Annotated in this window: 24 protein-coding genes; 17 read left to right on the forward strand and 7 right to left on the reverse strand. The window is 43.2% G+C overall.

The features are described from left to right. Window positions 1–179: 179 nt before the first annotated feature. Both AB6D58_RS11115 and AB6D58_RS11120 read left to right on the forward strand, forming a co-directional pair. Window positions 180–728, forward strand: a complete 549-nt coding sequence (locus tag AB6D58_RS11115; protein ID WP_372157301.1) for a hypothetical protein — start codon at window positions 180–182, stop codon at window positions 726–728. Window positions 729–736: 8 nt separating this feature from the next. Next, window positions 737–1,186: a type II toxin-antitoxin system YafO family toxin gene (locus AB6D58_RS11120; RefSeq protein ID WP_372042043.1), complete on the forward strand. Its 450-nt coding sequence runs from the start codon at window positions 737–739 to the stop codon at window positions 1,184–1,186. 96 nt (window positions 1,187–1,282) lie between these two features. On the opposite strand, the gene AB6D58_RS11125 is transcribed toward AB6D58_RS11120, so the two are convergent. Beyond that, complete coding sequence (locus tag AB6D58_RS11125; protein WP_136987070.1) at window positions 1,283–1,627, reverse strand: hypothetical protein; 345 nt, start codon at window positions 1,625–1,627, stop codon at window positions 1,283–1,285. A 466-nt stretch (window positions 1,628–2,093) separates the two neighbouring features. On the opposite strand from AB6D58_RS11125, the gene AB6D58_RS11130 reads away from it, so the two are divergent. Together AB6D58_RS11130 and AB6D58_RS11135 are read left to right on the forward strand one after the other, a co-directional pair. Beyond that, the gene (locus AB6D58_RS11130) at window positions 2,094–4,499 is read left to right on the forward strand and encodes an Ig-like domain-containing protein (protein WP_372157303.1); all 2,406 of its coding nucleotides are present in this window, start codon (window positions 2,094–2,096) and stop codon (window positions 4,497–4,499) included. 107 nt (window positions 4,500–4,606) lie between these two features. After that, window positions 4,607–4,969, forward strand: a complete 363-nt coding sequence (locus tag AB6D58_RS11135; RefSeq protein WP_372157305.1) for a hypothetical protein — start codon at window positions 4,607–4,609, stop codon at window positions 4,967–4,969. 63 nt (window positions 4,970–5,032) lie between these two features. Here AB6D58_RS11135 and AB6D58_RS11140 read toward each other — a convergent pair whose 3' ends face one another. Continuing rightward, window positions 5,033–7,519 (reverse strand): Ig-like domain-containing protein, encoded by a 2,487-nt coding sequence (locus tag AB6D58_RS11140; protein ID WP_372157307.1) that lies wholly within the window; start codon window positions 7,517–7,519, stop codon window positions 5,033–5,035. A gap of 422 nt (window positions 7,520–7,941) precedes the next feature. Here AB6D58_RS11140 and AB6D58_RS11145 point away from each other — a divergent pair, with 422 nt between their 5' ends. Further along, window positions 7,942–8,748, forward strand: coding sequence for a hypothetical protein (locus AB6D58_RS11145; RefSeq protein ID WP_372050663.1), 807 nt, complete (start codon window positions 7,942–7,944; stop codon window positions 8,746–8,748). Between the two features lie 76 nt (window positions 8,749–8,824). On the opposite strand, the gene AB6D58_RS11150 is transcribed toward AB6D58_RS11145, so the two are convergent. Both AB6D58_RS11150 and AB6D58_RS11155 read right to left on the reverse strand, forming a co-directional pair. Beyond that, window positions 8,825–9,613: a hypothetical protein gene (locus tag AB6D58_RS11150; protein WP_372157309.1), complete on the reverse strand. Its 789-nt coding sequence runs from the start codon at window positions 9,611–9,613 to the stop codon at window positions 8,825–8,827. A 50-nt stretch (window positions 9,614–9,663) separates the two neighbouring features. Further along, window positions 9,664–10,014, reverse strand: coding sequence for a hypothetical protein (locus AB6D58_RS11155; RefSeq protein ID WP_261901432.1), 351 nt, complete (start codon window positions 10,012–10,014; stop codon window positions 9,664–9,666). Window positions 10,015–10,212: 198 nt separating this feature from the next. Here AB6D58_RS11155 and AB6D58_RS11160 point away from each other — a divergent pair, with 198 nt between their 5' ends. The 5 genes from AB6D58_RS11160 (at window position 10,213) to traN (ending at window position 16,717) form a co-directional block, all read left to right on the forward strand. Further along, window positions 10,213–10,722, forward strand: coding sequence for a S26 family signal peptidase (locus AB6D58_RS11160; protein WP_086714935.1), 510 nt, complete (start codon window positions 10,213–10,215; stop codon window positions 10,720–10,722). Then, window positions 10,709–12,289: a TrbC family F-type conjugative pilus assembly protein gene (locus AB6D58_RS11165; RefSeq protein ID WP_136987065.1), complete on the forward strand. Its 1,581-nt coding sequence runs from the start codon at window positions 10,709–10,711 to the stop codon at window positions 12,287–12,289. Before AB6D58_RS11160 ends, AB6D58_RS11165 begins: the two co-directional genes overlap by 14 nt. A gap of 16 nt (window positions 12,290–12,305) precedes the next feature. Beyond that, the gene (locus AB6D58_RS11170) at window positions 12,306–12,533 is read left to right on the forward strand and encodes a hypothetical protein (RefSeq protein ID WP_081230308.1); all 228 of its coding nucleotides are present in this window, start codon (window positions 12,306–12,308) and stop codon (window positions 12,531–12,533) included. 12 nt (window positions 12,534–12,545) lie between these two features. Beyond that, complete coding sequence (locus tag AB6D58_RS11175; protein WP_372127960.1) at window positions 12,546–13,613, forward strand: TraU family protein; 1,068 nt, start codon at window positions 12,546–12,548, stop codon at window positions 13,611–13,613. A gap of 131 nt (window positions 13,614–13,744) precedes the next feature. Further along, entirely contained in the window at window positions 13,745–16,717 is a 2,973-nt protein-coding gene (gene traN / locus AB6D58_RS11180) for a conjugal transfer protein TraN (RefSeq protein ID WP_372127962.1), read from the forward strand. Between the two features lie 121 nt (window positions 16,718–16,838). Here traN and AB6D58_RS11185 read toward each other — a convergent pair whose 3' ends face one another. Next, window positions 16,839–17,942, reverse strand: coding sequence for an RNA-guided endonuclease InsQ/TnpB family protein (locus AB6D58_RS11185; RefSeq protein WP_372127969.1), 1,104 nt, complete (start codon window positions 17,940–17,942; stop codon window positions 16,839–16,841). Window positions 17,943–18,044: 102 nt separating this feature from the next. On the opposite strand from AB6D58_RS11185, the gene AB6D58_RS11190 reads away from it, so the two are divergent. Further along, the gene (locus tag AB6D58_RS11190; RefSeq protein ID WP_372127963.1) at window positions 18,045–18,362 is read left to right on the forward strand and encodes a hypothetical protein; all 318 of its coding nucleotides are present in this window, start codon (window positions 18,045–18,047) and stop codon (window positions 18,360–18,362) included. Between the two features lie 24 nt (window positions 18,363–18,386). Here AB6D58_RS11190 and AB6D58_RS11195 read toward each other — a convergent pair whose 3' ends face one another. Together AB6D58_RS11195 and AB6D58_RS11200 are read right to left on the reverse strand one after the other, a co-directional pair. Continuing rightward, window positions 18,387–18,554 carry a hypothetical protein gene (locus AB6D58_RS11195; protein ID WP_372127965.1) on the reverse strand — a complete coding sequence of 56 codons (168 nt, stop codon included), beginning with the start codon at window positions 18,552–18,554 and terminating at the stop codon, window positions 18,387–18,389. 15 nt (window positions 18,555–18,569) lie between these two features. Then, entirely contained in the window at window positions 18,570–19,574 is a 1,005-nt protein-coding gene (locus AB6D58_RS11200) for a hypothetical protein (RefSeq protein ID WP_372157312.1), read from the reverse strand. Window positions 19,575–19,839: 265 nt separating this feature from the next. Here AB6D58_RS11200 and AB6D58_RS11205 point away from each other — a divergent pair, with 265 nt between their 5' ends. The 6 genes from AB6D58_RS11205 to AB6D58_RS11230 form a co-directional block, all read left to right on the forward strand. After that, window positions 19,840–21,687 carry an ATP-dependent helicase gene (locus AB6D58_RS11205; protein WP_372127967.1) on the forward strand — a complete coding sequence of 616 codons (1,848 nt, stop codon included), beginning with the start codon at window positions 19,840–19,842 and terminating at the stop codon, window positions 21,685–21,687. A 283-nt stretch (window positions 21,688–21,970) separates the two neighbouring features. Beyond that, a complete protein-coding gene (locus AB6D58_RS11210) occupies window positions 21,971–22,912 on the forward strand; it encodes a single-stranded DNA-binding protein (RefSeq protein ID WP_136987060.1) in 942 nt (313 codons plus the stop codon). Window positions 22,913–22,928: 16 nt separating this feature from the next. Further along, complete coding sequence (locus tag AB6D58_RS11215; RefSeq protein WP_154723760.1) at window positions 22,929–23,087, forward strand: hypothetical protein; 159 nt, start codon at window positions 22,929–22,931, stop codon at window positions 23,085–23,087. A gap of 60 nt (window positions 23,088–23,147) precedes the next feature. Beyond that, entirely contained in the window at window positions 23,148–24,233 is a 1,086-nt protein-coding gene (locus AB6D58_RS11220; protein ID WP_081230315.1) for an AAA family ATPase, read from the forward strand. Window positions 24,234–24,637: 404 nt separating this feature from the next. Further along, window positions 24,638–25,672 carry a DUF3150 domain-containing protein gene (locus AB6D58_RS11225; protein WP_081230317.1) on the forward strand — a complete coding sequence of 345 codons (1,035 nt, stop codon included), beginning with the start codon at window positions 24,638–24,640 and terminating at the stop codon, window positions 25,670–25,672. Window positions 25,673–25,737: 65 nt separating this feature from the next. After that, on the forward strand, window positions 25,738–26,710 hold a 973-nt coding region (locus tag AB6D58_RS11230; RefSeq protein WP_372157315.1), incomplete at its 3' end, for a hypothetical protein.

Here is a 26,710-nt window from a genome sequence, read left to right on the forward strand (position 1 = left end):
ACATATGGGCATGAGTGGTGTGATATTAATCATTATGGGCTGATTGTTAGCAATATTGAATGGTTGTAATCTGGCTTTGGACATGGATAATTCCCGTCCCGTGAAATGAGCTAGGTTTATCACCTCTCTATAATTACTCCTATAATGTTTTTGAGGTCACAATGAAGAAGAGGCTAATTATGAGTGCAAGTATTCTTGCTGCGCTCGGTGGCAATGCCAGTACGTCAATAGGCGATACTGTTGCTAAAGCTATGGATCTTCGTCTAGAGGCAATTGAGTGTAAAGATAACCAACGCCAAGTTTCGGCTGAAAGCTTAGAAATGGCTGTGTCTATTATTGCAAAACTCAACACTCAAACTAAACAGCTTAGAGAAGTTTACAGTGAGATTGAGCAATCAGATGTACCTGAGAGCTATTTTGATAAAGTAACTATCGATGAGCTGGTGGTCGCAGACGGTTATATCCGTGGTTTTGAGATGATTCTTAAAGCGCAACACGAAAGCCTAAGTCGTCGTGCAACGGCGTATGAGCAACCAGCGGTTGAAACAGCAAAACAAATTCGTAAGGCTACAGCGAAGCTACGCCGTGCCGTTGGTGATTTAATGTCGATCGAACGCCAACTCCAAGTGGCTTCGATTGGTAAATATGAGACTAGCTTTGAGATGACTTCTGATAAAGTTGCAAAACTCAAAGCGGCGACACAAGCGACTGTCTCTAATTATCACTAGGGGAACGCATGAAAAACGTCACCCCATCCCCTCGATTTGAACAAGAAATCAAAGCACAAGGTTTCAATGACGTTGAAGCTTTGTGCAAAGATATCTCCCTTCACTTAAGTTACGACGATGATCTATCGGTTCAATATCTTGGCCGTGTTGCAAGTCTAGCCTATCCGACAGACGCTGAAGATGCAGGGTTGGGGCATATCCACTTGTGGGACCCGAGCAGTCCATGGTTTGACAGCGCCAAACAAGGCAAATGGAATCGAGCACGACGTCAATTCGATAGAACGAGTGACACTTGCATTGTGTATTCTAGTCATTGGGAAAATGAAGACGAAATCCTTTTACTTGGTGTAGCAAATCCTTGCCACACAGATAAGGCGAAAGGTAAATTCTCAAAGCTTTTTGATAACAATTTCATGGAATATTTTCTAGAGGAAGGGTTGAAGTTCAACGACCTGTAATCCCCCTGCCAGCTCAACATCAGCTGGCATTCATTCTATTTGGTATACCACCAATCCTTCGTGTTCATTGAACAACAAAGAGCGCCCCCTTGTTAGTTATACTTCGATTTTCAATTGTTTGTTGCGGTTCCTAGCTTTGAAATTAACCGTTTCAGAGATTTCAATAACGACCTCATCACAACGTTCATTGTGTAGTCTTGCTGGTGGAAATTTGATGGGCTTTCCTATGTTCTCAAGATACTGAAATGTATCATTTTTTATCTCAATCGCCTGTTCTGCAATAGAAGGTGAATGAACCACACCGTTACGTAGAATTTCTTCCGTTTCGCAAACCCCCAAATCAAAAGCCTCTATCAACATGCTTGCTGTTTCCCATGTTATTTCTCCGACTTCTGCCGCAGCAATCCAAGTCGAGTGATATCGAAGTATAGTTTTTTTCATATTGAGTAAAGTACTTGGTCAATCTTCCATACTGACAACGATGGAGATGGAATATATTCCTGTAGTACTGTCTGTCATTGTCGGAATTAATGTCTTTATGTTTATCCTAAAGTTTGAGCGTAAGCCTATAGACTCACAAACTACTGGGTCAAAGCCCGTTACCAGTACGACGACTGACACTGACTGATCTCGAAGCCCATCCGATTAAGTTAAACGTACAATACACCTTCTCTACCTCGAAAATGAATGGCGAGACTGACGGCGTTGGTCTTTCTTGTCATTCATTTAACCAAGCCTAGCGCGGTAGCCAATCTTCTCCCTTTACCTTCAGTTACGTAAAACAATCACTGAAAATCATGCCATTAATTGGAATTTCTATGTACCACAGAAGATAACATCGGTGAGATGGCCGATGCCTTTGTTTCGACCATAGACCGCATGGCTGACTTTGAAAGGTACAGAGAAAATGAAGACCACACTAAAGCTCTCCTTAATGACAATGATTTTAGGGCTAACGAATGTTCCAATCGCTTCGGCTGCGCTAGAACAAGTTTCATTTACCGATACGAGTGGCAACCCTAAAAGCGTCGATGGCCGTGAATTGAACATGGTCAACATAAGAGACACGCTGACCCTTAAGATTTCATCTGGTTTGGATAGAAAAATTCAGGTTCGACTGCAACATGGTTCAGGTCTAGTTGAAAGTCAGTTGACCGCTGTCATAAATATCCATGATCGACTGAACATAGACGGCAAGGATTTCTACGGTAAGGAAGTGGTTCTCAGCAAGGTGCCTCAAAACGAAGGGGAGTACACCGTTGTTGTGGAATACCTAGATTTATCCAATGCAGTCGTCTCAACGGAATCTTATACATTTGTGCAAGACACGATTAAGCCGGTGATCAGTGGGCAGTTCGTTCACATTCTCAATGCATATTATGGTCACATCGATAATTTTGGGAACACAGGGACAACGAAGCAGCTTGAAGTGAGTGACATTAGTGACAACAACGGCATCTCACGAGCCAGATATTGGGTTAAGCAACCAGATGGTTCCAAGAAATACAAAGACGTTGAATATAATCTAGAAAGAAAAACCGTGATTGTGGCGGGGTCTATCGCGGCCACCACTGGTGCGGGACTTGTCCCTGCGCCCGGATATTACCAATTTGGAATCGATGTTTATGATACATCAGGTAATGTAAGTACCCTTGCTCGATCGTCACATATGGACTTTACTTGCCCAGACACCAGCTCCAATAAGATTGAAGTACGTAACGCGCAATCTGGCGTTTGGGAATCGTACTACTCAGGTATGACGATATACAGCAACCCAGTCTCGATTAGATATGGCCGCTTACTCTCACAATTTGCTACTAATGACTCCCCTTATGGTTGGAAGAAACTCAATCATATGGTCAGCAACACAGACTCTACGTATGCGTATTACCAGCCGACCATTAACTACCCTCAAATGTACAGCTACTTCCATTTTTATACGGAATCGGGTCATTACTGTTCGACTTATCGATATCGTGATTTGAATTTCAACCTCGCTGCGGGGGTTGATATGGCACCGAAATTTACGGGGGTGTGGCACAAAACCAATTTATCAAGTGAGTGGATCACCAATGACAGACCGAAAACGAATGTTCCCTATACAATCAATGCCGTGCGAGTATTCGTTGAGCCACGTAGTTATCGACAAAAGCTCACCATAACCGCTGGCGGCTCATGCTACGTGAACCCCGGCGCGACATCATGCGACATCAGTACGAACTATATTTACGACACAGGGCGCGGTTATAGCCCATATTCTATCTATACCGCTAAAGAAGACGGCTCGATGAACATTCACGGCGGTTACTTATATACATATTGGGACTTCAATCCAATTGCCATTCGCTCTATTCATTATGATCGAGCCGCACAAAAAATTACGATGCAAACGTATGATGCCGATACTGTTTTTGATTGGCGGTCTTCCATGTGGCGATATAGCTCCATTTCGGCAACGGCCAACATTGGAGCCGGTCCACAAGACATCCCTGTCTCTCATACAAATCAGATCGACTTGCAGACATACGATTTCAGCTTCGATGTGTCTGCTCTAGATGTTGAAATGAATGTGCCTTTTGTATTTAAAGTCATTGACTCGTATGGCAACGAAACCAACCGCGTTGAAACGTTCACGATTGATACTGTGAAGCCCAAGATACAGGTTATGTATTCAGGCGAAGCATTACCCGAGGTGTTGAGTGATATACGTGATCTTGAAATCCATTTGGAAGATTTCAGTGAGGCTGTGCCGACTAGTGTACAACTGTTGGGATCTGATGCTGAAGAGAATGTCTATCTGGCGGTGCTATCTCATGGTGATGGGTTGTTTCGTGTAGCGAAGCCCAAAATATTCCCCACGAATTATGAGGAAGGAGAAAGGTACAAGCTAATTATTACCGCTGAAGATGAGCAGAAGAACGTACAAAACAAAGAAATATCCTTTGGATATGAGCCAGATAACCTGATTGTTGTTGAGGCACAACCTTACGTACCTGCAAACCAAGCTTTGTATGATGTTTCATCAAATGCACTGGCTCGAATTTACACCGAAGATCCACTTACAATGGAAGGTGGGCAACGTGCAACTGGTCCACAAACAGCGGAAATCAGTAACCGTAAGGATTCGGACTTCGCTATCTCGATTGTGGCGGATACGGGTATTGTGAATGTGTTACCAGGCGAAACCAAAGCGGTGATGGTAGATCTTGGGCCTGCAGGTGACCTCTTTGAAGTTGAAGTGTTTCCGTCTGAGCGAATGGAAGGTACGGCTCAATTTATGTTCTCTATACCGTCCCTCAGTACTATTTACTGACGATTAACAGGGCGAAGCGATTAGATATTCTCACGCGCCTTTACCGCCCCTGTTCATGCTTTGGTCATATTGGCGATTGTCGAGCTTACGTAAAGCAAGGAAACAAGTTGGTCCAACTAACTAAAGATCATACTCAGCATCAAATGTTGATCGATCAGAAGTTATATACGAAGGCCCAATTGAAAAACGCAACAGGGAAAAACCTAATCACAACAGCTATATCTCAAGTTGTACCAATGAAACCTGAGTTTTTTAGCTTTAAAGTTTCTGATTACGTTGATGACCTACAGAATTTAACTATTTATCTGATGAGTGATGGCGCACATGCGTACTGGGAGGAAACCCCTAGATTCTCACCGAACACCATGAAAAATGTCACAAAATTATCTAACAGCTTATTACGTCGTATTGAACGGAAAGGCGCAAAAGACGATTATACGCTCGTTGCATGTACATTTGCTATTAGTTAAATAATCAAAGGAGCGTAAAGCTCCTTTTTATTACGAACGTACTGCTCTGGACGCACCAGTACCTCAATCGATATACGCTGAACTGAGTTGCGGCAAATTAAACAGAAAATCGGCTTGCCCATTGTTGTTATCTGAAACCGGATAGACTTCAACATACAGGGGGTCACCATTACCTAAGTCGATAACGATTTCCTTCGTTTCTCCCGGTGCGACTTCAATCCAACCATTTTTAGTTTGAATTCGAATAGGGAAGTCCGAGGAGGCATTGTTAGTGATTTCGCCCTGCTGGTCACCCGTGGCCAACATACTGTTTTCGAGCGTGAGTGCTCGTTCAGTCAAGATGATCGCCATTGGTGTGCCATCTGATAAGTACAAGGGTGTGTTCGACTGCGAAGCCAAATAATCTATGGCGTTCATGACTATTAGGTTCTCAGGTTTGTAACTGAAACTCGTGATTTTCGAGTTTGAATTATTAAATTCGTCGGAAGCACTGACGGACAACGAGTAGATTTCATTTTCATCAAGCGTAGGGAACAGCTTAGGCAACTCAAGTTGATAGGTTTGGCTGTTAGCTGACTCGTCAAGAAGGGAGTAACCCAGTTGATAATCAATGTCATAACGTGACCCCTGTAAAGAGACTCTAATGTCATTGATGTTTGAGACGTCAGAAACGTTGAACGTCACCTTTCTCAAGTCGGTCACTTGTTCTGGTAAGGCACCTCCATCATAACCCATGATGATTGAGGGAGCGGTCTTGTCACTCACGTAAGTAACGGCATGTTTACGCGCATCTGGACCGTGCCGCTCTCGGGCATACACATACACCTCATGAGTACCTTCTGGTAACTCCGTTAAATCGTATTGACCTTCAAACGTTGTGCTATTGACCGTTGAGTTAAATCGCCCGACATTGAGTTTGTTGCCATTGGCATCTTGCAGTTCATATCTGTCCATGTAGATTCGGTTTTGATAACACGTATGGCATGGTAACTCGACTTGCACAGACAATATCTTCGTGTCTTCGTTAAAGGCAGTCTTCTCTATCGATGGGTAATATTTATCATTGTACGACCCAACAGGGTATGTAGGGTTACTTGATAAAGTCTGGTCTTCACTACGTACAGTGAAGCTACTGTGATAATAAGCCGATCCACCAGCTGTCATTGTCCAAGGTGAGCTTAGGATAACATCACATACATCTTGCCCTGCCGGAACCGAACATGAATGCCCTGCGTGATAGGCAATTTGAGGATAACTTCTAGCATTTACAAAAAGTCGTATGCGTTCGATCTGTACTGGCAGTTCATCATTGTACACACGTCGACTCCATGACCCCCAATCTTGTGTATCCGAATAATAGTATTGCCCATATCTCGGGACAGGAGTTTGTCGGGCGCTATCTGAGAGTGTTACACTATAAAGACTTGGCCCAGTCACATTCCGGTAATGCGCTTGGTTTCGCCATGATATACCGATGGCTCCAGCGGGTGAGGTATCGACAAAATATATAAACCCGTCACCTCTGTCTGTGTATACGGCGTTAGCTCCAGAAGCCCAGATTCCCCCTGCATTGTCGAAGCTCCCAGAATCATCGCGAAAATTCCAATCTGCTACACGGTATAAGACCGTTACGGGATTGGTATCTACCGACATGTCGCGCACATAAGGTTGAAACCCGGTTAATCCGCCAATTACATTGCTACTCCCTGGAACCAAGACACCAACAGCCTCTAGTGTGTCCGTTCGTAACGAGTCCCAATACACATCTTGATAGGCGGTATAGGTGACATTACCGGCCTTGTCCGAAATCTTTGTTCGCGTTTGGAATCGATCAATCGCATTACCAACTGGGAATAGAGTAGAGTTCGCTGAAAGGTTTATTTCAGCAGATAGTTTTGACTCAGTGTAGGCAAGGCTGTTCGATTTATATGGAATACGATTGTCTTCGGCGTCGAAGGTGAAGGTTTCCATCTCAATGTTATCAATGCCCGATGTATCGGAGACATTTTTGACTTCAACGATGGTTGAGGTATAGGAACCCATTTGAGCTGATAAATACCAGCTTCCGGCAGGCAGCATTGAGTTTACATAGCCGCCATACATGTATTTTACTGACATATCATCAGAGGCTGGTGGCGTGACATCCCTAATGATGTTCGTGGTTTCTGAATTAACCACCTCTCCATCTAGTGACAGCGTTTGCGCCTGAACGGTAAAACTGCCTTCTGAGGGAATAGAGACGTTAAGTAATGAACCGAAATACTCACTATTGAATGGAGACTGTGAATCATTGACCGTGATCACGCCACCCGTACTGTTGGTCACAGCAACGCCGTTCTGAAGAATATTGACTCGGATGCGACGATCTAATCCCGCACTAACATGAACCCCTAATTGGCCGACGTTATTAATTAACGTGGATTCGGCAGTGTTCGTTTTTACAAGCTTGGATATGCCGAGTGTATCGGTAAACTCGAAACCCTCGATTGCTGAATGCGCTAACCCAGAAGCGGTAAGACAAATTGAAAGAAAACATAATCGAAATTTCATACTTGACCTATTTAAATCAAACTGAATTAGATTGATGTTATCAAGAGTGACTTAACAGGAATTCAAATAAAGGAAGAAATTACGGTGATTGATTGACGATGGTGCTTTAAAAAAAAGAAAAGGGCTCGTAATGAGCCCATTCTCGCTCTTGAAACCCCTTCCAAGAGACTTGTGCTCGCAAGACCTCTCCTGCAAGACTTCAATCCAAGGATTGACCTTCTGGAACCCCTTCCAGTCGGATTTGTATGGAGGAACTAAGAATAAACTTATGTCATTCACTCGTTCAAAATTAGTATACACCAGAAAGATTGGTTGTTTAGCAAAAGAAACTTAATTAATAAGTAAAAATCGCCTCTCTATTTGAGAAAAGATGAAGACCGTCTAAATACAATGCTCTGAGTGTTATCAAAAAGGACGATACAATGAATAAATCCCGTTACCCCCTTTATGGTCTAATTGCGAGTGTCTTCATCATTGCAGGTTGTTCGAGCGAGCCGGAAAATGCTGCGTATTGTCCACCAATGAAAACTAATTATGGCGCCGTGCATGGACATGAAAATGAGAGTGAATATTTCAAGGCAGCAACACCACTGTCATTGAATGAATTCAATCGCAAGTCATACGAAGCGCCTATCATCGATGGTGAAGTTCATTTGACCGACCCTAAGCGTATATCCAGTCGATACGTATTGATGAGCCTCAATCATGGGAAGGAGTCCTTGTATGTCATCAGGCACGCCGCGATGGACTACTCAAGGTTAAGTGGGTACGACTATGCCTTCTTAGCCGAGCATAAAGACAACGCAACCGTAGTAACGAGTGGAGAAAAGGTGACAGTCATTGCGTCATCTGGACAACCCAACTCATTTCACTACATCGAAGCTCCCATTTACAAAGAAGGGTATGAAGGACGGCGCGAATGGAAAACTCAAACGTTTCCACATGGGGTGACAAATCAATTTGATGAACTGTATATCGACACGGCCATTTCCATAGATAACAAACCCTACGTTCTCGGTTTTACTAAAACAAAGACAAGTTCAGGTGAACGAATAGGCGTTGTGCTATTTGATTTGACAACTAAAGGGTCATACAAGCACACAAGGTTGCTTGAATATAAGGGGAAGAAAGAACTACCTGGGAACGCGATGTACGTGTATCAACATGATAACGTCGTGATGGTCAGCGTGTTTGATAAAACGTTTAAGATCACCCATTCAGACTCGTGAAGGTAAGTGACCGATTGTTATTACTACTTCCGCAGAAGCTCCAATGTGGAGCTTTTGTGCGTTTAGACAGTCGATATTATGCTTTATCTCTTATCTCCTTTCTGTTTTGTGAAATGTACATTCCACACATATTGGAAATTGAGTTCAGAACAGTATTGGAATCTATTCCCGGGAAATTTTTGCAGTAAATCTCTAGGGCCATTAATCCAATATGCATGCTTTGTGGCAGATTGACTGGTACGGCTCTGATCGGTTTGTCTTTCTGACCTACTTGAAAAAAGACTTTTGAACCTTGGTGCTCTACGCCAAAGAATTTCGATGATTTCTCACCTCCCACACCATGATTACCGAAATAAATCTTTTCGTAAAAGCCGAAACATACCCCGATGAACAATGGCAGTTCGATGTCTGTGAGTTGAATCGCGACCTTATCTTTCCAATTGAAAGAGCGGTCACCTGAATTATTACTAATGGCAGCTTCTAAACGAATGGTATAGAAAATATTTTGTTCGCCATTTTCATCAACAATCCCCTGTTGGCTAGATTTTAATTTTTCGTCAGGCTTCACTTCCAAAGCAGTTTTACCGCCATGAACCTTATAACTATGAGCTCGTATTTGGCGCATTGAATTCGGATCAGGTTCTTGGTTATTTGCTTTAAATGGGTTCGGCTTTAGTCCTGCATTTTGCGGGTTATTCGCTGGTGGTGTAGCTTTAGAAAACGCTTGGTTGTTTTGAGGTTGCTCGGGGTGCGCCGATCTTTGTTGATTTACAGGGACCGAATGTAGATTCGCACTTGATGGCGCATTGTTGTTTTGTGGTTTCTGAATTGGTCGATTGCTAGGCGAAAATGTTTGAGTGTTCATAAAAGTAGTCCCGGAATGAAATTTCACAGGGTTATACAACTTACAGCTGACTATTTAGCCATTGGTGAACTTTGTTCTATGTATTTTTCGATATCCGATAGCAATTGTTTTGTATGGACGCATAAGCGGTAGTAAACGGTGGGAGACTCATCAGCATAAGGGCTTAAAAACATATCTGCTGTGTATCCGGTATGATGATAGTTAGCAGCTCGTATGCCTTCAGTCAGAATGCGAAGCGGGATGACAGGGTAAGGATCGATCAGCGTTTGATTAGCTTCTAAAGATGACTGTAAAGCTAACTCAGATTGGAACAGTGCTTTGTTTAATGCGTCTTTTAAGTTGACCAGAGCCTGATGGGTTGAGGCTGAGTCAATCAACGTTAAAGGGTCTGTGTTTTTCATACCATCGTGTCTTGGTAGATCCAATTTCATATATTAGCATTTCTATATGTATTGTAGTTATCATTCCCATAAATTTTAAACGCACAGCAAATAGATCAATTAGTCATCGATATTTGGCTGCCTATTTGGATTTTATGACTAAATAAAGTGTGAAGATTACGTATATCCAGTTTATCAATGTCTCGGTAACGGAAGCGTATGAACATTACACAGTACACATATATCAAAATATTCGGCACGCTCGTTGGCTTAGTGTTGGCCGTATTGTTACTTAGTGGTCGGTATCAGATTTCATTGGTCCCAACAGCATTGGGTTGTTTACCTATCAAGGCCGCAGTCATCGACTCTAAGAATCATTTCCCCAAGCGTGGGCAACTCATGTCCTTCCTGTCGCTTAACGCACAACCTTATTTCGCACATGGCACCAATTTCTTGAAAATAGCAGCTGGTGTTGCTGGCGATACCGTGACCTTTGACTTGGATGGAGTCACCGTGACCACCAAAGATGGGGAGGTCATTCGTTATGCGGCTGATGCTCGTCGAATGATTAATTATGCCCAAATCGACTTCGATACCCTCAATAAAACTTTCGTTGTCCCTGAAGGTCAATATTTCGCTCTTGGCACGCTACCTACCTCTTTTGATTCAAGATACTGGGGTTTAGTTGAACACTCTCAAATTATCGGAGTTGGCTATGCATTTCTCTAAGGCACACAACGTCTTGTTACTAACTTCATTCATTGCGACTTACGCGTTGGCTAACGGACAACTCACTCAAGAAGATCTGGACAATGTACAACGAAGTAACGACATCATATCCAACGCCCATGAAGTTGAAGGTACTCAAGCAGTTTTAGATGCAAGTAACTTGAACCCTAAAATGATGAAAGAACTGAAACAAATGGCGGATCACGCCAAGTTGTTGAACAGTACTATTTCTGACCAATCGGACTCTCTTATCGAATATCGCAAGGACGATACGCCAGATATCAATTTCAGAGCCCTTCAAGATGTTATCGATGATAACCAAACTCAGTATCAAGCCAATTCAATTGTCAATGAAGGACAACCAAAACCCTTAGCATTCGATCCCTCCACATTGACAATTGATAATCTCGATTCGATAAGCATTGAGCAGCCTAACCCTTCGTCTCCAAGTCAAAAAGTAGACAACAAATACGACGATGAAGAAGCGAACACTGTTTTTTGGATATTCGTGTCGAGTTCAATGCCTGATCACCAAATGAAAGAGGTGCTAGAGCTCGCTGCAGAGTGGGGAGGCCGTGTTGTGTTTAACGGCTTACGACCTGGCGACGTGGGCGTACCAGATATGATTAAAGGTTTGTGGCAATTAAAGGTCAAACTGGCTAATGCTCAAGATGACATACGCACGCATGCCGAGAACCCAGACAAACTGAAACGAATCAATAAAGCCGCTGTTTACATGGATCCAATGGCATTCGAGCGTTTCAACATTGAACAAGTTCCAACGATGGTTTATGAGCGCAAATTATCCGATAACACAAAACTCGTCGGGAAAGTGAAAGGTCTAATCAGCGCAAGCTACTTACAGAACGAGACGGAAAGCGCGGCAGCAAACCCTGATTATGACGGCTCCGAGGTATTCCTTGGTGAAATGGGGTCCATATTTCCTATCGCAGAAAAAAGCTTCATTGAAGAGTCAAAAAATAGAATGAGGGCCGTGGATTGGGAAACGGAACAAAAACAAGCAATAGCACGCCACTGGCATAACCGCAGTTTTCATACTCTTCCACCAGCCGCGAAAGACCGTGAGTTCGACTTTGACCCAACAGTAATAGCCACTGCTGATGTGAAAGCGGTGAATGGTCTTATTCTGGCCAAGAAAGGAGAGTTAATAAATCCCCTCAAGCCGCTTAAAAACCACGACATAGTACCTGCACATTTAACCATGTTTATCTTTGATGCGACCGACGAACAGGAAGTGGAGTTTGTAAAGTACATGTCTCTCAATGAATCTCGCGGGAAAGTGAAACTCATTTCTACACGTATCGACAAGGATAGGGGGTTTGACCACATATCTGAGTTAAATAAGAAGTTCACCTATGACGTGACCATCCTGACTAAAGAAGTCATCGATCGATTTGATTTGGAAGTGACCCCGACTCGGTTAATTAGTACCGATGAGGGTATGTTCCAGATAAATGAGTATTCAGCGCAAACAGTCACTCAGGTCAACCTACAAGTAGCTGACGGTGGCCAACCTACACCGTTCAATCAATCCAAAACAAACTAGTTAAGGAAAACACAACATGATTAAGAATCTCGTACTTATTGGTTTCGGCGTCGCTCTCGGTGTGTGGTTGGCTGATACACAGCCCAATCTAGCCAACTCTGTGAGGGACATTACTGAATCAAGCATTGATGCTGCAGATCAGCTAATGAAAGATAACCCAAACTTCTCGAATTCCGTGAACAACATTAAAGAACAAGGTATTGACGCTGCTGGTGTTGTGATAGAGCAAGTGAATAAGAACTAAAGGGAGGAACATATGATTAGGTTCTTTTTGATTGGTTTGATGTCCACAATGATAAGCATGGCGAGCTTATATTCTGTGGCTGCGGATAACGACAAAGCAGGCGACTTATGTCCCGATGCCAACATCTTGAGTACAGTCATCGACGGTATGTGTTGGAGCTGTTTACTTCCAATTCGACTAGCCGGTATTGGTGGGGACGCGCCTAAAGGTGCCGCTTCGAGCAAGCCTTTTTGCATGTGTGCTGATGAGCTAGGTGTCCCTGAATGGGGTATACCGCTCGGATTCTTCCAACCATCAAGGATCGTATCTTTTTCACCAACGCCATACTGCATGCCTTCATTCGGTGTTCGTTTGGCAGACGATAATACCCGTGCTGGACAAGGCCGAACAGAAACAGTGATTGACGATACAGAAACTTCTTTTTTTCACTATAAATATTGGGTTTACCCAGTAATGCAAATGATTGAAATGTTTGCCAATGCGGATTGTACCTATGATGGGGCGACAACATTGGATTTGGCGTACTTTTCCGAAGCCGACCCGTTGTATCAAGATGATTTGTTGGCGTTCGTGATGTTTCCGGAAACCGTTATCTTTTCGAACCCAATAGCGACGTCTATCTGTACAGCCGATTGCGCTCAAATACTGGCTGGTGGAGAGGTGGTTGAAAACTATTTTTGTGCTGGGTGTTCAGGGAACCTTTACCCAATGACTGGTAATAATCAGTACAGTGACGATCCGGTACGTGGCACTTCGTTGTTAACCACGCGTTTGATGGCCACTCTACACCGACGTGGGCAAGCACAGCTGACAATGGGTAATCATATGATTCAAGACAGTTGTGAACCGAACTACGCGCCAATGTTGCCAAAAACACAATATCGTTCATCCATGCTTTACCCAGTAAGAGAGGCGAGCTCGCAACCTAAAGGTGGGGGAGGATCTTCAATTCCACTATCAACAGGTTGTTGTCATAAACTCGGTGACAGCGTTCTTAAGTGGGGGAACGGGCGATTGGTCCCTGGTCGGGAAGCGTTCGTTTATCTTTTGTATTCTTGGAATGATTGCTGCTTAAGGTAACTTTAGAGAGCCACCCTAACGGGTGGTTTTTTGTATTCGTTTAACAAAAACTCAAAATGCCCTCGCTATTTGAAATTTTTTAAGTGTTACGGGATTAACCTGATCTTGTTTTGAGAAAAAGGCAGGGCGTTATGTTTAATCGAATACTGACTCACTTTAGCTTGTTCGCGTTTCTGGTTCAGATCTTTCATGTTTCTTTTATCGGTGTGCTGTATGCATCTACCTCAACGGTGACCTACGCACAGGATATGTCACTTGATGAGATATACGGAAACTTTCAAACACCTACTTACAGCGGTGGTAATGCTACTGTAGGTGGTAACTCGCTAGGCAACTCAGAATTGTTTGGATTGGATGTTGAGCGTGTTGGATCAGAAGGGCAATTCGACGCTTACCAAGCCTATCAAAATGAAAACAAACTCAGAGATTCAGGGCAAGGTGTCTCTGATAGATTTTCTAGCAACACAGTTGGCAGTGAGTCAGATTATGACGCTAAGGCATACAACACCTTAAAACTGAACTATAACGACAATTACCAAAAGCTAGAGTCCGATGACGCTATCATGGTCGATGCTGACAACATCTTTAAAGACTTAGCCAATAACCTCGAAGATTCAGATTCTGACTTTTATAGTGCCTGCACCACTGAAACAAACACGTATTCAGTAAACAGGGAGTATGTCGGAAAAGTGCAAAATGAATGCATGGAACCCGATCGTTCGAACTTAATGAAGTGTGAACTGACGCGACACACAACTTACCCTTTGAAAAAGCGTTCGGGGAGTGGTGATGTAGAAATTCTGGATTCTCATACCTTCAGGTTGACGGTAGGTGACCCAACAAATAACGGTACAAATGACCATGGGATGGGGTGTTACCACAAAATAAACTTTGTTGAATTTGAACTCGAAGACGATGTGCGTATCAGCTCCGTGACCTTTGAACGCGTGTGGGTGGATGATGTCATTCAGTTTACTCTTAATGACGAAATCGTTTATCAATACGTTCCTACCAAGTCGTATTGGTTTGGCAATAACGATTCTTCATACCCTGATTATGATGAGAATGGCAATTGGTCGCACCCATATGTAGATGAAACTGGCTTTCCATACCAGCATACCAATTGTGAATTCAGTTCAAGCCGAGTCTTTACCACGAACACAAACATAACGAGCCAATTTCAAGCCGCTCGTGGCTCAAACAACGGGATAGTGAAATTCAAAATGCGTCTCGGTGTTGGTGGTGGAGGGGAAGGTAAAGCCACCATCCTAGTTCGTACCGTAGACCCAATTGACCCACGAGAATTCATAGAACAATCGCCTGTAGGTTGTGCAGCTGAACTAGGGTGGATTCAAGACCCATCAACGTGTGGTGTGTTCGGTAATGAAGGCGACGAAATATACATCAACCCAGATTGTAGCAACCCTTTGAATCAAAGTGGTGGACAGCAAGGCATGATGTGTAGCTATGGTGGTTGGGAGTGCGTCGATACCGAAGCCGCGCATATAGACGATTACGATCCGTTTTTGATTGGCTTGCCGATAAATGTTCCTCGTGCTGGCCAAACGAGCGATGGTAAAGAGTGTCTAAAGGCCAACGCCGTCAACTATGAATGTAACCCCTTACCTAATCAGCAAATTTGTGGGCAACCTTATTGGCCTGAAAGCAATGAGCGGGTTTGTACTTCTTTCACTGAATTTAATGCCAATATTCCGGACCGATGCGAGCCATACAGAAACAGTGCTGATTGTGCGTTAATTGAACAAAATCCAGCCTTTGTTGACCCGATAACGGGTCGAGCCTACGTTCAAGAGTCAGTTTACGAATGTAATACCTACACAAACGGAAACTACTCGTACACGATGGAGGAAGACATCTGCACGGGTGAAATGCAGTGTGTGGGTGGAGATTGCCGCTATTCCGAGCTAGAGATGAATGATGATTTTGCAGAAGCGATGGCAACGTTCAAAATGCTCGAAGACATCAAATCGAACATGGAATGTGAAAATCCAGATGATGTCTCTACCTGCAAAGTTTTCAATGGTGAAGTGTCATATTGCGGTATCGAGCAAACAGGACTTGGCTTCAATTGCTGCACGCTATCCGCAGGCCAAACTAATATCTTCGATTATATCAAAGGGGTCTATCATCACTACGCTATGGAACAATCATTGGCTGGATTAGCCGAAGCCGCTGAATTAGGTTCTGGCTTTGGTTCTTGGGCGTCGAGTTACCCGAGTCCAGTTACTGATACCGTAACCTATGTGACCGATGCTGTGAGTTCTGGGTGGGACTTCGCGGTACGTAACATCACGGGTGAAGTCGGTGAGGCTGCAGCGGAATCTGCAACGCAGGGCTTGTTAGACCAGATTAAAAGTGAATTGATGAAAAAGGTCGCGGATCTGCTCCCAGATGCAATTCGAAATGCTATTTTTGATACTGTGAAGGAAGGTGCGGGCTCATCAGCGACAACTACAGTAACACTTAACCCAGCTATCTCAGGTGCATTTGCAACAATTATGGCCGTGTACGCTGCTTATCAACTGATTAAACTGGGTGCAATGATGATTTCGGAGTGTGACGACCTCGAAATGGGGATGGGTATGAAGCTCGACCAACAACAATGTATCTACGCCTCAACCAGTTGCCACAAAGACACTCCTTTTGGGTGTTTGATAAAACGTAAGCACTATTGCTGCTACCCAAGTCCATTGGGCCGCATCATCATGGAGCAGGCCGCACCGCAGTTAAATATCAGCCTCGATCCGAGAAGTGGTCAATGTTCTGGTATGACACTTGAACAAGTCAGTGAATTAGACTGGGATACGATAGATTTAACCGAATGGGAAAATCTAATTATGGCCTCTGGGTTAGCTGTTGAACATGATGACTTAACTCTCGATACACTGTCGAGCCAAGCTTGGATGCCGAACAATGATGATGCATTGAATCCTGTTGATCTTAACCAAGCGCGATTCGAATCAACCGACGCTGACGAAAACTTGAAAGAAACGCATGATGCGGCGATGCCAGGTAACTTGGATTGCTCGGTATACCCAAGACCACCAGTGTGTGACTCTCCGTTATCGATTTTGGACGACTAGATTTCATTTATAAAGGACAAATGGCTTGACATCCTCCCCCACATCCAGCCTTCGGCATTACGGAGGGGGATTCCTGTTTCATAGCGTATCGCTTTAAATTCAATAGAATCTAAAGTCTTACTTACGCTCCACAGGCTAACACTGTCTGCCCGACAGCTTTAATATTCAGTGCCGCATTTAGGTCGCGATCTAGCTCGCTAGAGCACTCAGGACACAACCATTTTCGGATATGCAGCGGTAAGGAATCGACAACGTGACCGCAGCTATTACAGCGTTTAGAGCTTGGATACCACCTATCAATCTGGACTACGGTTCTGCCGTACCATTCAGCTTTATAGGTAAGTTGGCGCACGAGCTCGCCCCAATTAGCATCGCTAATTGCTTTAGCAAGTTTTCGATTCTTGACCAGGTTTTTTACACTCAGACTTTCACAGCTAATCACTTGATTATCGTTTATCAATTGGGAAGTCAGTTTGTGGGTGAAGTCGCGACGGCAATCGGCAATTTTTGCTTGAACGCGAGCGACTTTCGTTCTGGCTTTGTGGAAGTTAGAAGAGCCTTTATTCTTCTTCGATAGCACACGCTGAGCTTTAGCTAGTTTGCTAGCGTAGCGCTTGGTGTGACAGGGATTACCAGACTTGAAACCGTTGGAGGTAATAACAAGGTCAGTCAAACCTAAATCAATTCCGACTGTATTTTTACTAATCGGTAGTGGCTTTGGCTCGAAACGACATAGACAAGAAACAAAGTAACGACCAGCACTGTCTTTGCTAATTGAGATCGTGGTTGGTTCGCTAGGCAGTTCACGACTCCAGCGCACATTAAGCGGCTGTTTGGACTTGGCAATAAATAGTTGCCCGTCACGGTACTTAAATGCGGATTTGGTGAACTCAACAGACTGTTTAGAGCGCTTCTTTTTAAAGGTTGGATATTTAGCGCGACCATCAAAGAAGTTCTTAAATGCGGTTTGTTGATGGCGGAGTGATTGCTGTAGAGGCACGCAAGAAACATCATTAAGCCAAGGAAACTCAGGGTTTTTCTTTAGTTCTGTTAGGTAGCTTGATGCTTTGTTGTAGTTAATCTTGGTTTGCTCATTGTGGTAAGCATCGGTACGCCAACGAAGAATAGAGTTGTAAATAAATCGCGTACAACCGAACGTCTGCTCAAGTAAAGTTACTTGTTCAGGTGTTGGATAGATGCGGTATTTATAAGCTCTTTCTTTCATGATCACAAGAATACACCAATTATTGTGAGTGTAACGAATATTAAATTACCAACGAGGAGCGGCATTTCCTCCCCTCCCTTCGCGACTACGGAAGAGGTATCCATGCCGAAAATTAAGATGAATCAACTCACTGAATTACAAGTTGGGTTAGCAGTACTACAAAGTCACTGTACAAGGGGTAAAATTATCGTGGAGGCGAATACAGGGGGAACGGGTATCAACGTTACCCTTCGTGCGCCAAAGAGTGAACAAAATGGTCTACTTGAGACATTGCGCTCTATCGCTCCATTTAAAGGCAAAGAACAGCTAATTTCTCTGTGGGTCGATGACCTTAAGTTCTATGAGTGCCGTCTAGAGAAGTACATGGCGTATATGACGGACTGCTGCCATCGAGACATCAAAAAAGGGCTTACAATGTAAGCCCTTTGTATTTGCATTTGACTATTATGCTTCTGACTCAAATTGCTCCACACGACTGATTTCGTCGTCGCACGAGATAGCGGTTATCTCGACATCTTCATACTTCGAATCCGAGCAGAACGCTTGCGTCAATTTCTTGGGCAAGGTTGCACCCTTTTCAAACTTCAATACCACTGTCATGAATTGGTCCATGCTTACGATCCTTACTTATTGGGTTGAAGCTTTGGTATGCGAGTTTTTCTCTTTAGCGCGTTGAAGAATCTCAATTACCGTAGATTGATGCTCCTTTAACGCTTGTGTGTACTGTTGCCCATCAACCGGTTTAACGAAGTAATACACCGTGTCATTGTTTCGTACTGCATTGACGGTAGGGATGTACTGAGAATCAGCTATGAACTCTTTCATTGGTAAACTCATGAAAGTGGCGGCAGGGAGTTTAATAGAAGGGCTGGTGGATAAACCATCAGCACTGACATAGCCTGTTGCATCAAATTCTCTGTATTTCATGTGCGCTATTAGGCTGCTGTAATAAGTAAAACGTACAGCGATGACATTCGTCTCAGGGATCTGTTGTTTAAGGTCTTTATCGAATAAGTCTGTGTTGAAAGGTTCCGAAATAGAACGCACACCGACTCTCGTCCCAAGGAATGGGATACGTCCACCATTGTAATAAATCGTCGCATGTGAATCCAATTCATTATTTAGTGGATAACCCTGTACGCACAGTCTTTCTCCTCCGTTGTATTGTTCATCGTAGAACTTCGAATCTCGCGATAATGGTTTTTTGGTAAAGGATTGAAGTGTGTCGAATGAAGGAACCATTACCTCATCCATTTTAGACATAATCACTTTACACATTTCATACTCGTCTAAGCCACTATAAGTATCAGCATCCAAATACATAACTAGGTTTCTTCGATCCCAACCGTACTTTTGATCCGCTAAAATGGCCAAACCAAAACCGGTCGTCATCGATCCAAACGCCAAGCCCATTGCTGTAGACCCAACATAGCCACCGATACCCACATCGGAAATCGCGCCTTTGGGTAAGGTTTGGTCTTCGATGATAGTTCCACTTCCAGCTGAACGGGTAACTTGCAGCGCGATACTTGATGTCCCTTTTTCCGGTATTTCGTATTTTGCACTGTTCGAAGCACATGCATTCAAGAGTAATGCGGCGGTTATGACTGATGCTGTTTTGAATAAGTCCATAATTCTGTCTTCCTAAGCCAAGTGAAACTGTATGAGTATTTGTTAACTCTTCTTACATTTATACATCATGAGCAGAAAAATATAAAAAATGGCCCATCAAAAAAGGGGGGAAATGGGGGGAAGGGTTCGATTTTTTTCGAATTTAGTGATGGATGTCGAAACGAGTTAACAAAGTGAATTCCCTTCGTTAATTGGACTATGTAGCTAAATTTTCACCTACGCTGATGTACATATTCCATTCCAGTAGGCAGTTCGAGTCCCGAATATGTTAAATCCAGATCAATATCTTTGTGTGAATGCGGAAGGCCATACCATGGTTGTTGCCTTACCAGGTTCAGGCAAAACTGAAGTGTCCGTGCGATACGCCGAGCGTGTGTTATCAGTTTCTGAATTAAACGCAATTGCTATGCTGACTTTCACTGATGCCGCTGCGACCAACCTCAAGCGCAGACTCCAGTCCACGATGCCTAGAAGTCAGACTCTTCGCGTCTTTCCAAGTACCTTTCATTCGATGGCTGTGCAGCTCTGGCGTCAAACTAATTCGTATAAAACGATTGTTATGGGTGGACACTTAAACATCTATATTGAGCGAGCGATGCGTGCTTGTCATGTGGCTATGAGTTATGAGGAAGCAGAGAAAACGATAAGTACGATCGGACAGTATTTAACTATACCTCGCTCAGAATTCTCATCTATCAAACTGAAACTTTTTGCAGCTTATGAAAGCATCATGCGAAAAGAGGGCAAAGTCGACCTAAATCAGATATCTCGCGACGTTATTCATGGTCTGCGAGATGGAACAATTCGACCACTGTCAGAAACTTTAGGCGTTACTCACATATGTGCTGATGAGTTTCAGGATTCCGACGATCTCCAATATATGTTTCTTTACGAGCACGCTAAACGAGGTTGTTGCATCATGGTTGTTGGAGACGATGACCAATCAATCTATGCCTTTCGAAATGCAAGAGGGGTCGATAACTTCCGTAACATGCAAGCTGATCTAAACGCGAAAGCCTACAGCTTAAAAATTTGTTATCGATGTCCACCAGCAATACTGAATGTGGCCAACAACCTAATTCAACACAATGTAGAACGAATCCCCAAAGAATTAAGGTCACACGTAGAGGAGGGCGGTGTTGTCGATTGTCATGGTTTTAAGGATGAAGACCATCAAGTTGAAAGTGTTGTTGAAGGTATCCTTGCCGATCAAGGCGGGTGGGCGGTACTGGCTAGAACCAATAAAGAAATCGATACAGTTGAGCTGGAGTTGTCCAAACATAAAGTGAAAGTTAAGCGCCTCGGCGGTAAGAGCTTCTTTGAGTCAGCCGATGTAATTTGTTATATCAAGTTGATGTGGATGCTGACACACCGTAACAGTCGGTATCTACAAGATTTCTTGGCTTACATGCATGAAGATGAGGTGATGATTGATATGGCGAAAAGTGCTAAATCAAATGGAATCGACTTTATTGGGACGGTAACCACCTTAACCCAAAGCCAATCATTGCTAATCCACACCCAATCAATTTTTGAAATGTTCATGCATGAAGGTGTCCCAAAAGAGCCAAGCAAAACGGTCAACGCCGAGTATCAACGAAAGATCATTTCAATGGTGATGGCGCAACGAAATATGAACTCTCCTGCGGCTCTTGGAGCGATGGCTGACATCCTAACCAAAACAGCTGCGTCACTTGGCAGTTTGGCTAAGGCCGCAGATCAGTTTCATGACCGGATAACCAAAATAAACGCTAAAAAGGCTGAAAAGATTGGTACAGATGAGGTAGTGATCGCTACGTTGCATGGCTCTAAAGGACTAGAGTTTCCGAAAGTCGCGATATTGAGCTGTCAAGATGAAAGAATTCCGCAACCAGATAAAGATGGTTTAGGCGAAAAGCATTGGGAGGAAGAGCGTCGCTTGTTGTATGTGGGGATAACAAGAGCTGAGAAGTACTTGCGACTGTGTTTCTTCAAAGAGCAGTTGTCATTTTTGAGAGAGGCGGTTCCAGATCGAATTGAGTTGGCCGTACAACAGCGAAATGAAGAGCCAGATTCGGCAGCTCAGGCAGAAAAACTGCAACAGCTAAAAAATGAGTTTTTGAACGCTTCTTAGCTTACGGAAAAGTTAAACACTAAAAAAGCTGCGCTTAATTTACAAAAGTCTCCCGTTCTTGGGGTTTACTATAGGTGATTTACCCGAGAAATTTTTTCACTTTTTTAAAGTGATACTTTTCTCCCTTAGTTGGAGAGCTAATAGCAATTCTCCCATAGATTTATTCTATGTCCCCAGTGACTTTTTTAAGTCATAAACCTGACCCTAAAGTGGGCTATAGATATCCCACTAGGGGATTACTCTATCTATAGTTCCACGTTATTTTATTAATGAGGAATTAATTATGAAACCTTTCCGTTCAAACAATGGCCTTATCGCATTCGTAGTTACTGGTTCTCAAATTGAGAATGGCAACACGACCATCTGGGCCGATCAAGTTACCTCTTGGGTAGACGGTCAAAACCAAATGCAGTCACGTACTAACCAGATTCAACTTTTTGCCCATGGGCAATTAGAGTTTCCAGTCGGTGTTGGTTATGTGTGTAAAGTATCTCTTAAGACGTGTAAATTCACTGGTAACAATAACAGCGAACTTACGCATACTTATTATGAACTTCATAATGTGTTAGGCGAAATTGATGGCAATTCTGTTAATCAATTTGGACTACCTTCATTGTGTAACTTTACGCTTGGCGGCAATGTTGGTTCGATTGAACAGAAAAATGCAAATGGCAGTACTTGGTACAATGTTTCAATTGCATTAACTCGTTCATTTAAAGATGAGCAACAAAATTGGCAAGATGAAACCCACTGGGCTCGCCTGTCAATTTCACAAAAAACTTTTGATCAGAACTTCAAACAAGGTTTAGACAAAGGTGATTCTTTAATGGTCGAAACTGAACTCTCTACTAACGATTACACCGACAAAAACGGCAATAATGTCACTGGACATGAATTCCGCGTTAGTCGTGTTCTTGGTATGGTTAAGAAGTTCGAACTTCAAAGCTTAAAAGCTGCGAATCAATCCCCACAAAACAATGGTCCAGCGCATAACAACGCGCCACAGCAAAACGCTCCACAGCAAAATGCTCCTGCGAATAACAACGCACCACAGCACAATGCTCAACATCACAATGCTAATAATGGCCCATCGTACAATGCACCACAGCAGAATGCTCCACAGTACAATGCAAACAATGCACAACACAATGACTCTACACAACGTCAATTCCGACCACAAGCAGGCAACGGAAATTTCCGTCAGCGTGCTTTTAATCAGCAATAATTCGAGGTACGCGGATATGAATTTTTCTCACCAGAAAAATGTATCTGCAGCACGAAAAAGGCGCGCACTGCGCCTTCTTCGAAAGGCTCAGGTACTGAATAACCCCAAACTTCTTCATAAAGCAGAAATGCTACTTGAAGATGCTAATAAAGCTTTCTTTCTCAAGACAGCTTAACCCCTTAATTAACTACCCATATTAATTTAACCCCACACTTTATTCCTGGAGGAATTAACTATGTCTAATGCTAACCCTGTGACTACTGTAGACACGAATAACCAACCAACTTCTACTGTTGAAGAAATTGATTATTCAGAGATGATTACTGTTCGTATGGCCGACGTGTTCAAACCGTTTGTCCCAGCAGCAGTAACGGCAGTTATTCAGATCCCTAAACACCGTCATCCAGATGTACCTCGCGAAATCGCAGGTTATATTCCAGATGAAAAACAACTTTCCCAAGTTATATCTTGGTTTTGCTCACCTCAACGACCTAACTTCATGCATATGGTTGGTCCTACGGGGTCTGGTAAAACTGATTTCATGCTTTGGCTTTGTGCTCGCCTTAATTGGCCAACTGTGCTGGTGTCTGTTAACCCGACATTACGCCCTGAGAAGATGCAAGGCCGCTGGGTGTTGTCAAACGGTCAAACGGAATATGTTTATGGACCTATCGCTGACGCTATGAAACACGGAAAATGTGTTTTGCTTGATGAATGTGATAAAGGGTCTTTAGATTTTATTGCCAAACTTCACCTTCCTTCTGAGATGACGAAACCTTGGTCTATTGAAGACACAGGAGAAATCATCTATCCACACCAGAACTATCGTTTTGTAACGTTAGGTAATACTTCTGGAGAAGGGGACATTTCTGGTTTGTATCCATCGTCTCGACGTTGGGATACGGCTTTTCGAAATCGTTCATTCGTTGTGCCTTTTCCGTATTTACGCACGGAAGTAGAAGAGAAAGTGGTAATTGGTAAATTTCCGTTCTTACGCGACCACAAGAAGTTACTTAAGAAGTTAATCCAGTTTGCTAATGCTATGCGTGATGCAATGTTAGGTCCTAATCGAGATCGAACAACCAAATCTGGTATTGGAACGGCTTTTTCAACTCGTGTGGTTTTGTCTTGGTGCTACTACATTCAAATTAATGGTGATAGAGCTCCACTGCGTGCTTCGTTTAATAATGTATTTTGGAATGGCTGCGACACTCGTGACAAAGCTGATATCGAAAAGATTATTGATCAAGTGTTCAAAGATAAGAATGGTCATATTCTCGATCAACCGTATACCTGGTTGAAAGAGCAATCAAAAAAGTAACAAGCAATGATTCAGAGTGTGATGATGCTGATTTGCCAAGATCGGATTTAGACGGTCTAGATATCAGTACAATCAAGTTCAAAATGTATCATTGCAATGACAATGGAAGTAATAAGCTTTGGGGATATACGTGCCTTGGTGCCGACACACTGGTTGTTTACGGAGCCAAAGGCCAAAAGCTTAACTTCTATCGTAAAACCCATCAGTCTGAGTTACTAGCGCGTAACTACATCGACAAAAAAGTTAAAGAGAAAATGAAGAAGCAATATCAGTTTACACAGATTAATTGTTTCAGCAAAAACGAACTTAGGTTCGCTACTCCTTAACAAACCTACCTAACCCCTTCAGGGACTAGATTCCCTGACCGGGATCAGTCCCTCCAATTTTTATTCCTTGGAGGAATTATGAAAGACATCAACGATACCCAAACTCTCGATATCGATACAGTAGCTCAAAATCAACTTGACCAAGTGGCTCAACAAGATGGCGAATTTGCTAATCGACTCGAAAATGGGCTTGTGATTATCGATGTAACTACTTCTGGCCGTGATGGAGAGAAAACGTTAGCGAATGCTAAAACTCTCTTAGACGAAAAGGAAGTGAATTCAAAGATTGCTCGTAAAGCCCGTATTGAGTGGTTTCCTCGTTCTGAGTTGCAGTTTAAGAACACATTGGAGACTAAGGCACGCCGCGCTATTGCAGCCCGAGGTGTCCGATATGGACGCGTTACCGCGATTCCAGTTGATGAACTTGACTCTCTACTCGTTGAACTCAAGGCAATTCAAGCTGAGTTTTATTCAGAAGTCGCTGACCGTGATAATCGCTATGACACCATAGTTGAAGAACACAAGAAAGCTAACCCTGATATGGCTGAAATTATTGAGTCATTGAAGACCCCTAAAGATGATTTCTTTAGACGTTTTCAATTCAACGTGTTGCCGCCGATGGCCTTCAAACCTTATTTCAATGATGACCAACAGGAAGCTGTTGATTACATCGTGGAAGGGATTTTGGATAACGTCGCGGAGCAAGCTGTTGTTGTTTATGAAAAAATTATTGGTAAAAGTTCAATGATTCAGCGAACTTTCAAGCCAATAAGAGCTATTCGTGATTACGTTTACTCAATGTCATTCCAACACACTGTGTTTGACCGATTGGTTGATGAACTTGATGAAGCGTTCGATACCTTACCCAAAACTGGGAACATCGAAGGCTCTGATATGACCTACGCGGTTAAATTGGTACATAACCTTACAGAACGTGGCTCCATCTTAAATGGCATTGTGCCGGTGATGGAAGTCGCAGATGAATCTGAACCGAGAATTATTGACGCGATTAAGGACTCAGTAGTTTCTACTGATACTGACAGCGGCAATAGTACTCCTACCTATGAAGAAGTCACTGGCGAAACGTCAACAACCGGCTTCTGGTTCGGCTAACCCCACCTACCTAACCTAATGAGCTCCCTTTGGGAGCTCTATCCTATTTTTTGGAGGAACACCTTATGGCTTCAATTCAAGAAGTTCAAAACACAATGCGAGTTATTACAGATATTCACGCACGATTTGACGTAAATATCTATTTTGACCGTCGAACTTGCTACACGAATGGCAGAGATATTTACATCAATGCTGGTGACCCCTCTGATGAAGTTTGGTCACGACTCGTTGAAGCAAAAATTACTCATGAAGCTGGTGGTCATTTACGATTCAGTGACTTCTCAGTCTTCGAGAAACACCTCAAGGGTAAATCAAGCACGTTCTTATCAATCAACAATATCATTGAAGATTGTCGCGTAGAGACTGCTTGTATGAAGGAGTTTTCTGGTGCCTACTGGGTATTTCAGAAAATGACTTATGACTTGCTCGAAGAGGGTTATTTTCAGGAACCAATAATAAGTGACGGCCCCGCTGGGTTGTTATTTGCTTGGTTATTGTATTCTGGTCGTGGTATTGCAATTGAGGGGCAATCTCACCTAAAGAAACTTGGTGATGATGCTCGACATCTACTGATGAAATTAGGCACTCCAAACTCTCCAATTTTTGATGAAATTGAAAAGCGGATGATTAATTGGGGTAAATTACCTTCAACAGTGGCTGCTATAGATGAAACCATCGAGGTTATGCTTTTATTAAAGCGTCTTTCTAAAGAGCAACCGCAACCACCACAGCAACAACAATCGGCTAATCAGAATTCAGAATCAGACGATGATTCAGATGGTCAGGGCTCCGGTTCAGATTCAGACGATAATTCAGATGGTCAGGGCTCCGGTTCAGATGCAGACGATGATTCAGATGGTCAGGGCTCCGGTTCAGATTCAGACGATGATTCAGATGGTCAGGGCTCCGGTTCAGATGCAGACGATGATTCAGATGGTCAGGGCTCCGGTTCAGATTCAGATGATGACTCAGATGGTCAGGACTCCGGTTCAGATGCAGACGATGATTCAGATGGTCAGGGCTCCGGTTCAGATTCAG

The organism is Vibrio sp. 10N.239.312.D08 (genome assembly GCF_041466145.1).
In the GTDB taxonomy this organism is placed as follows: Bacteria; Pseudomonadota; Gammaproteobacteria; order Enterobacterales; family Vibrionaceae; genus Vibrio; species Vibrio crassostreae_C.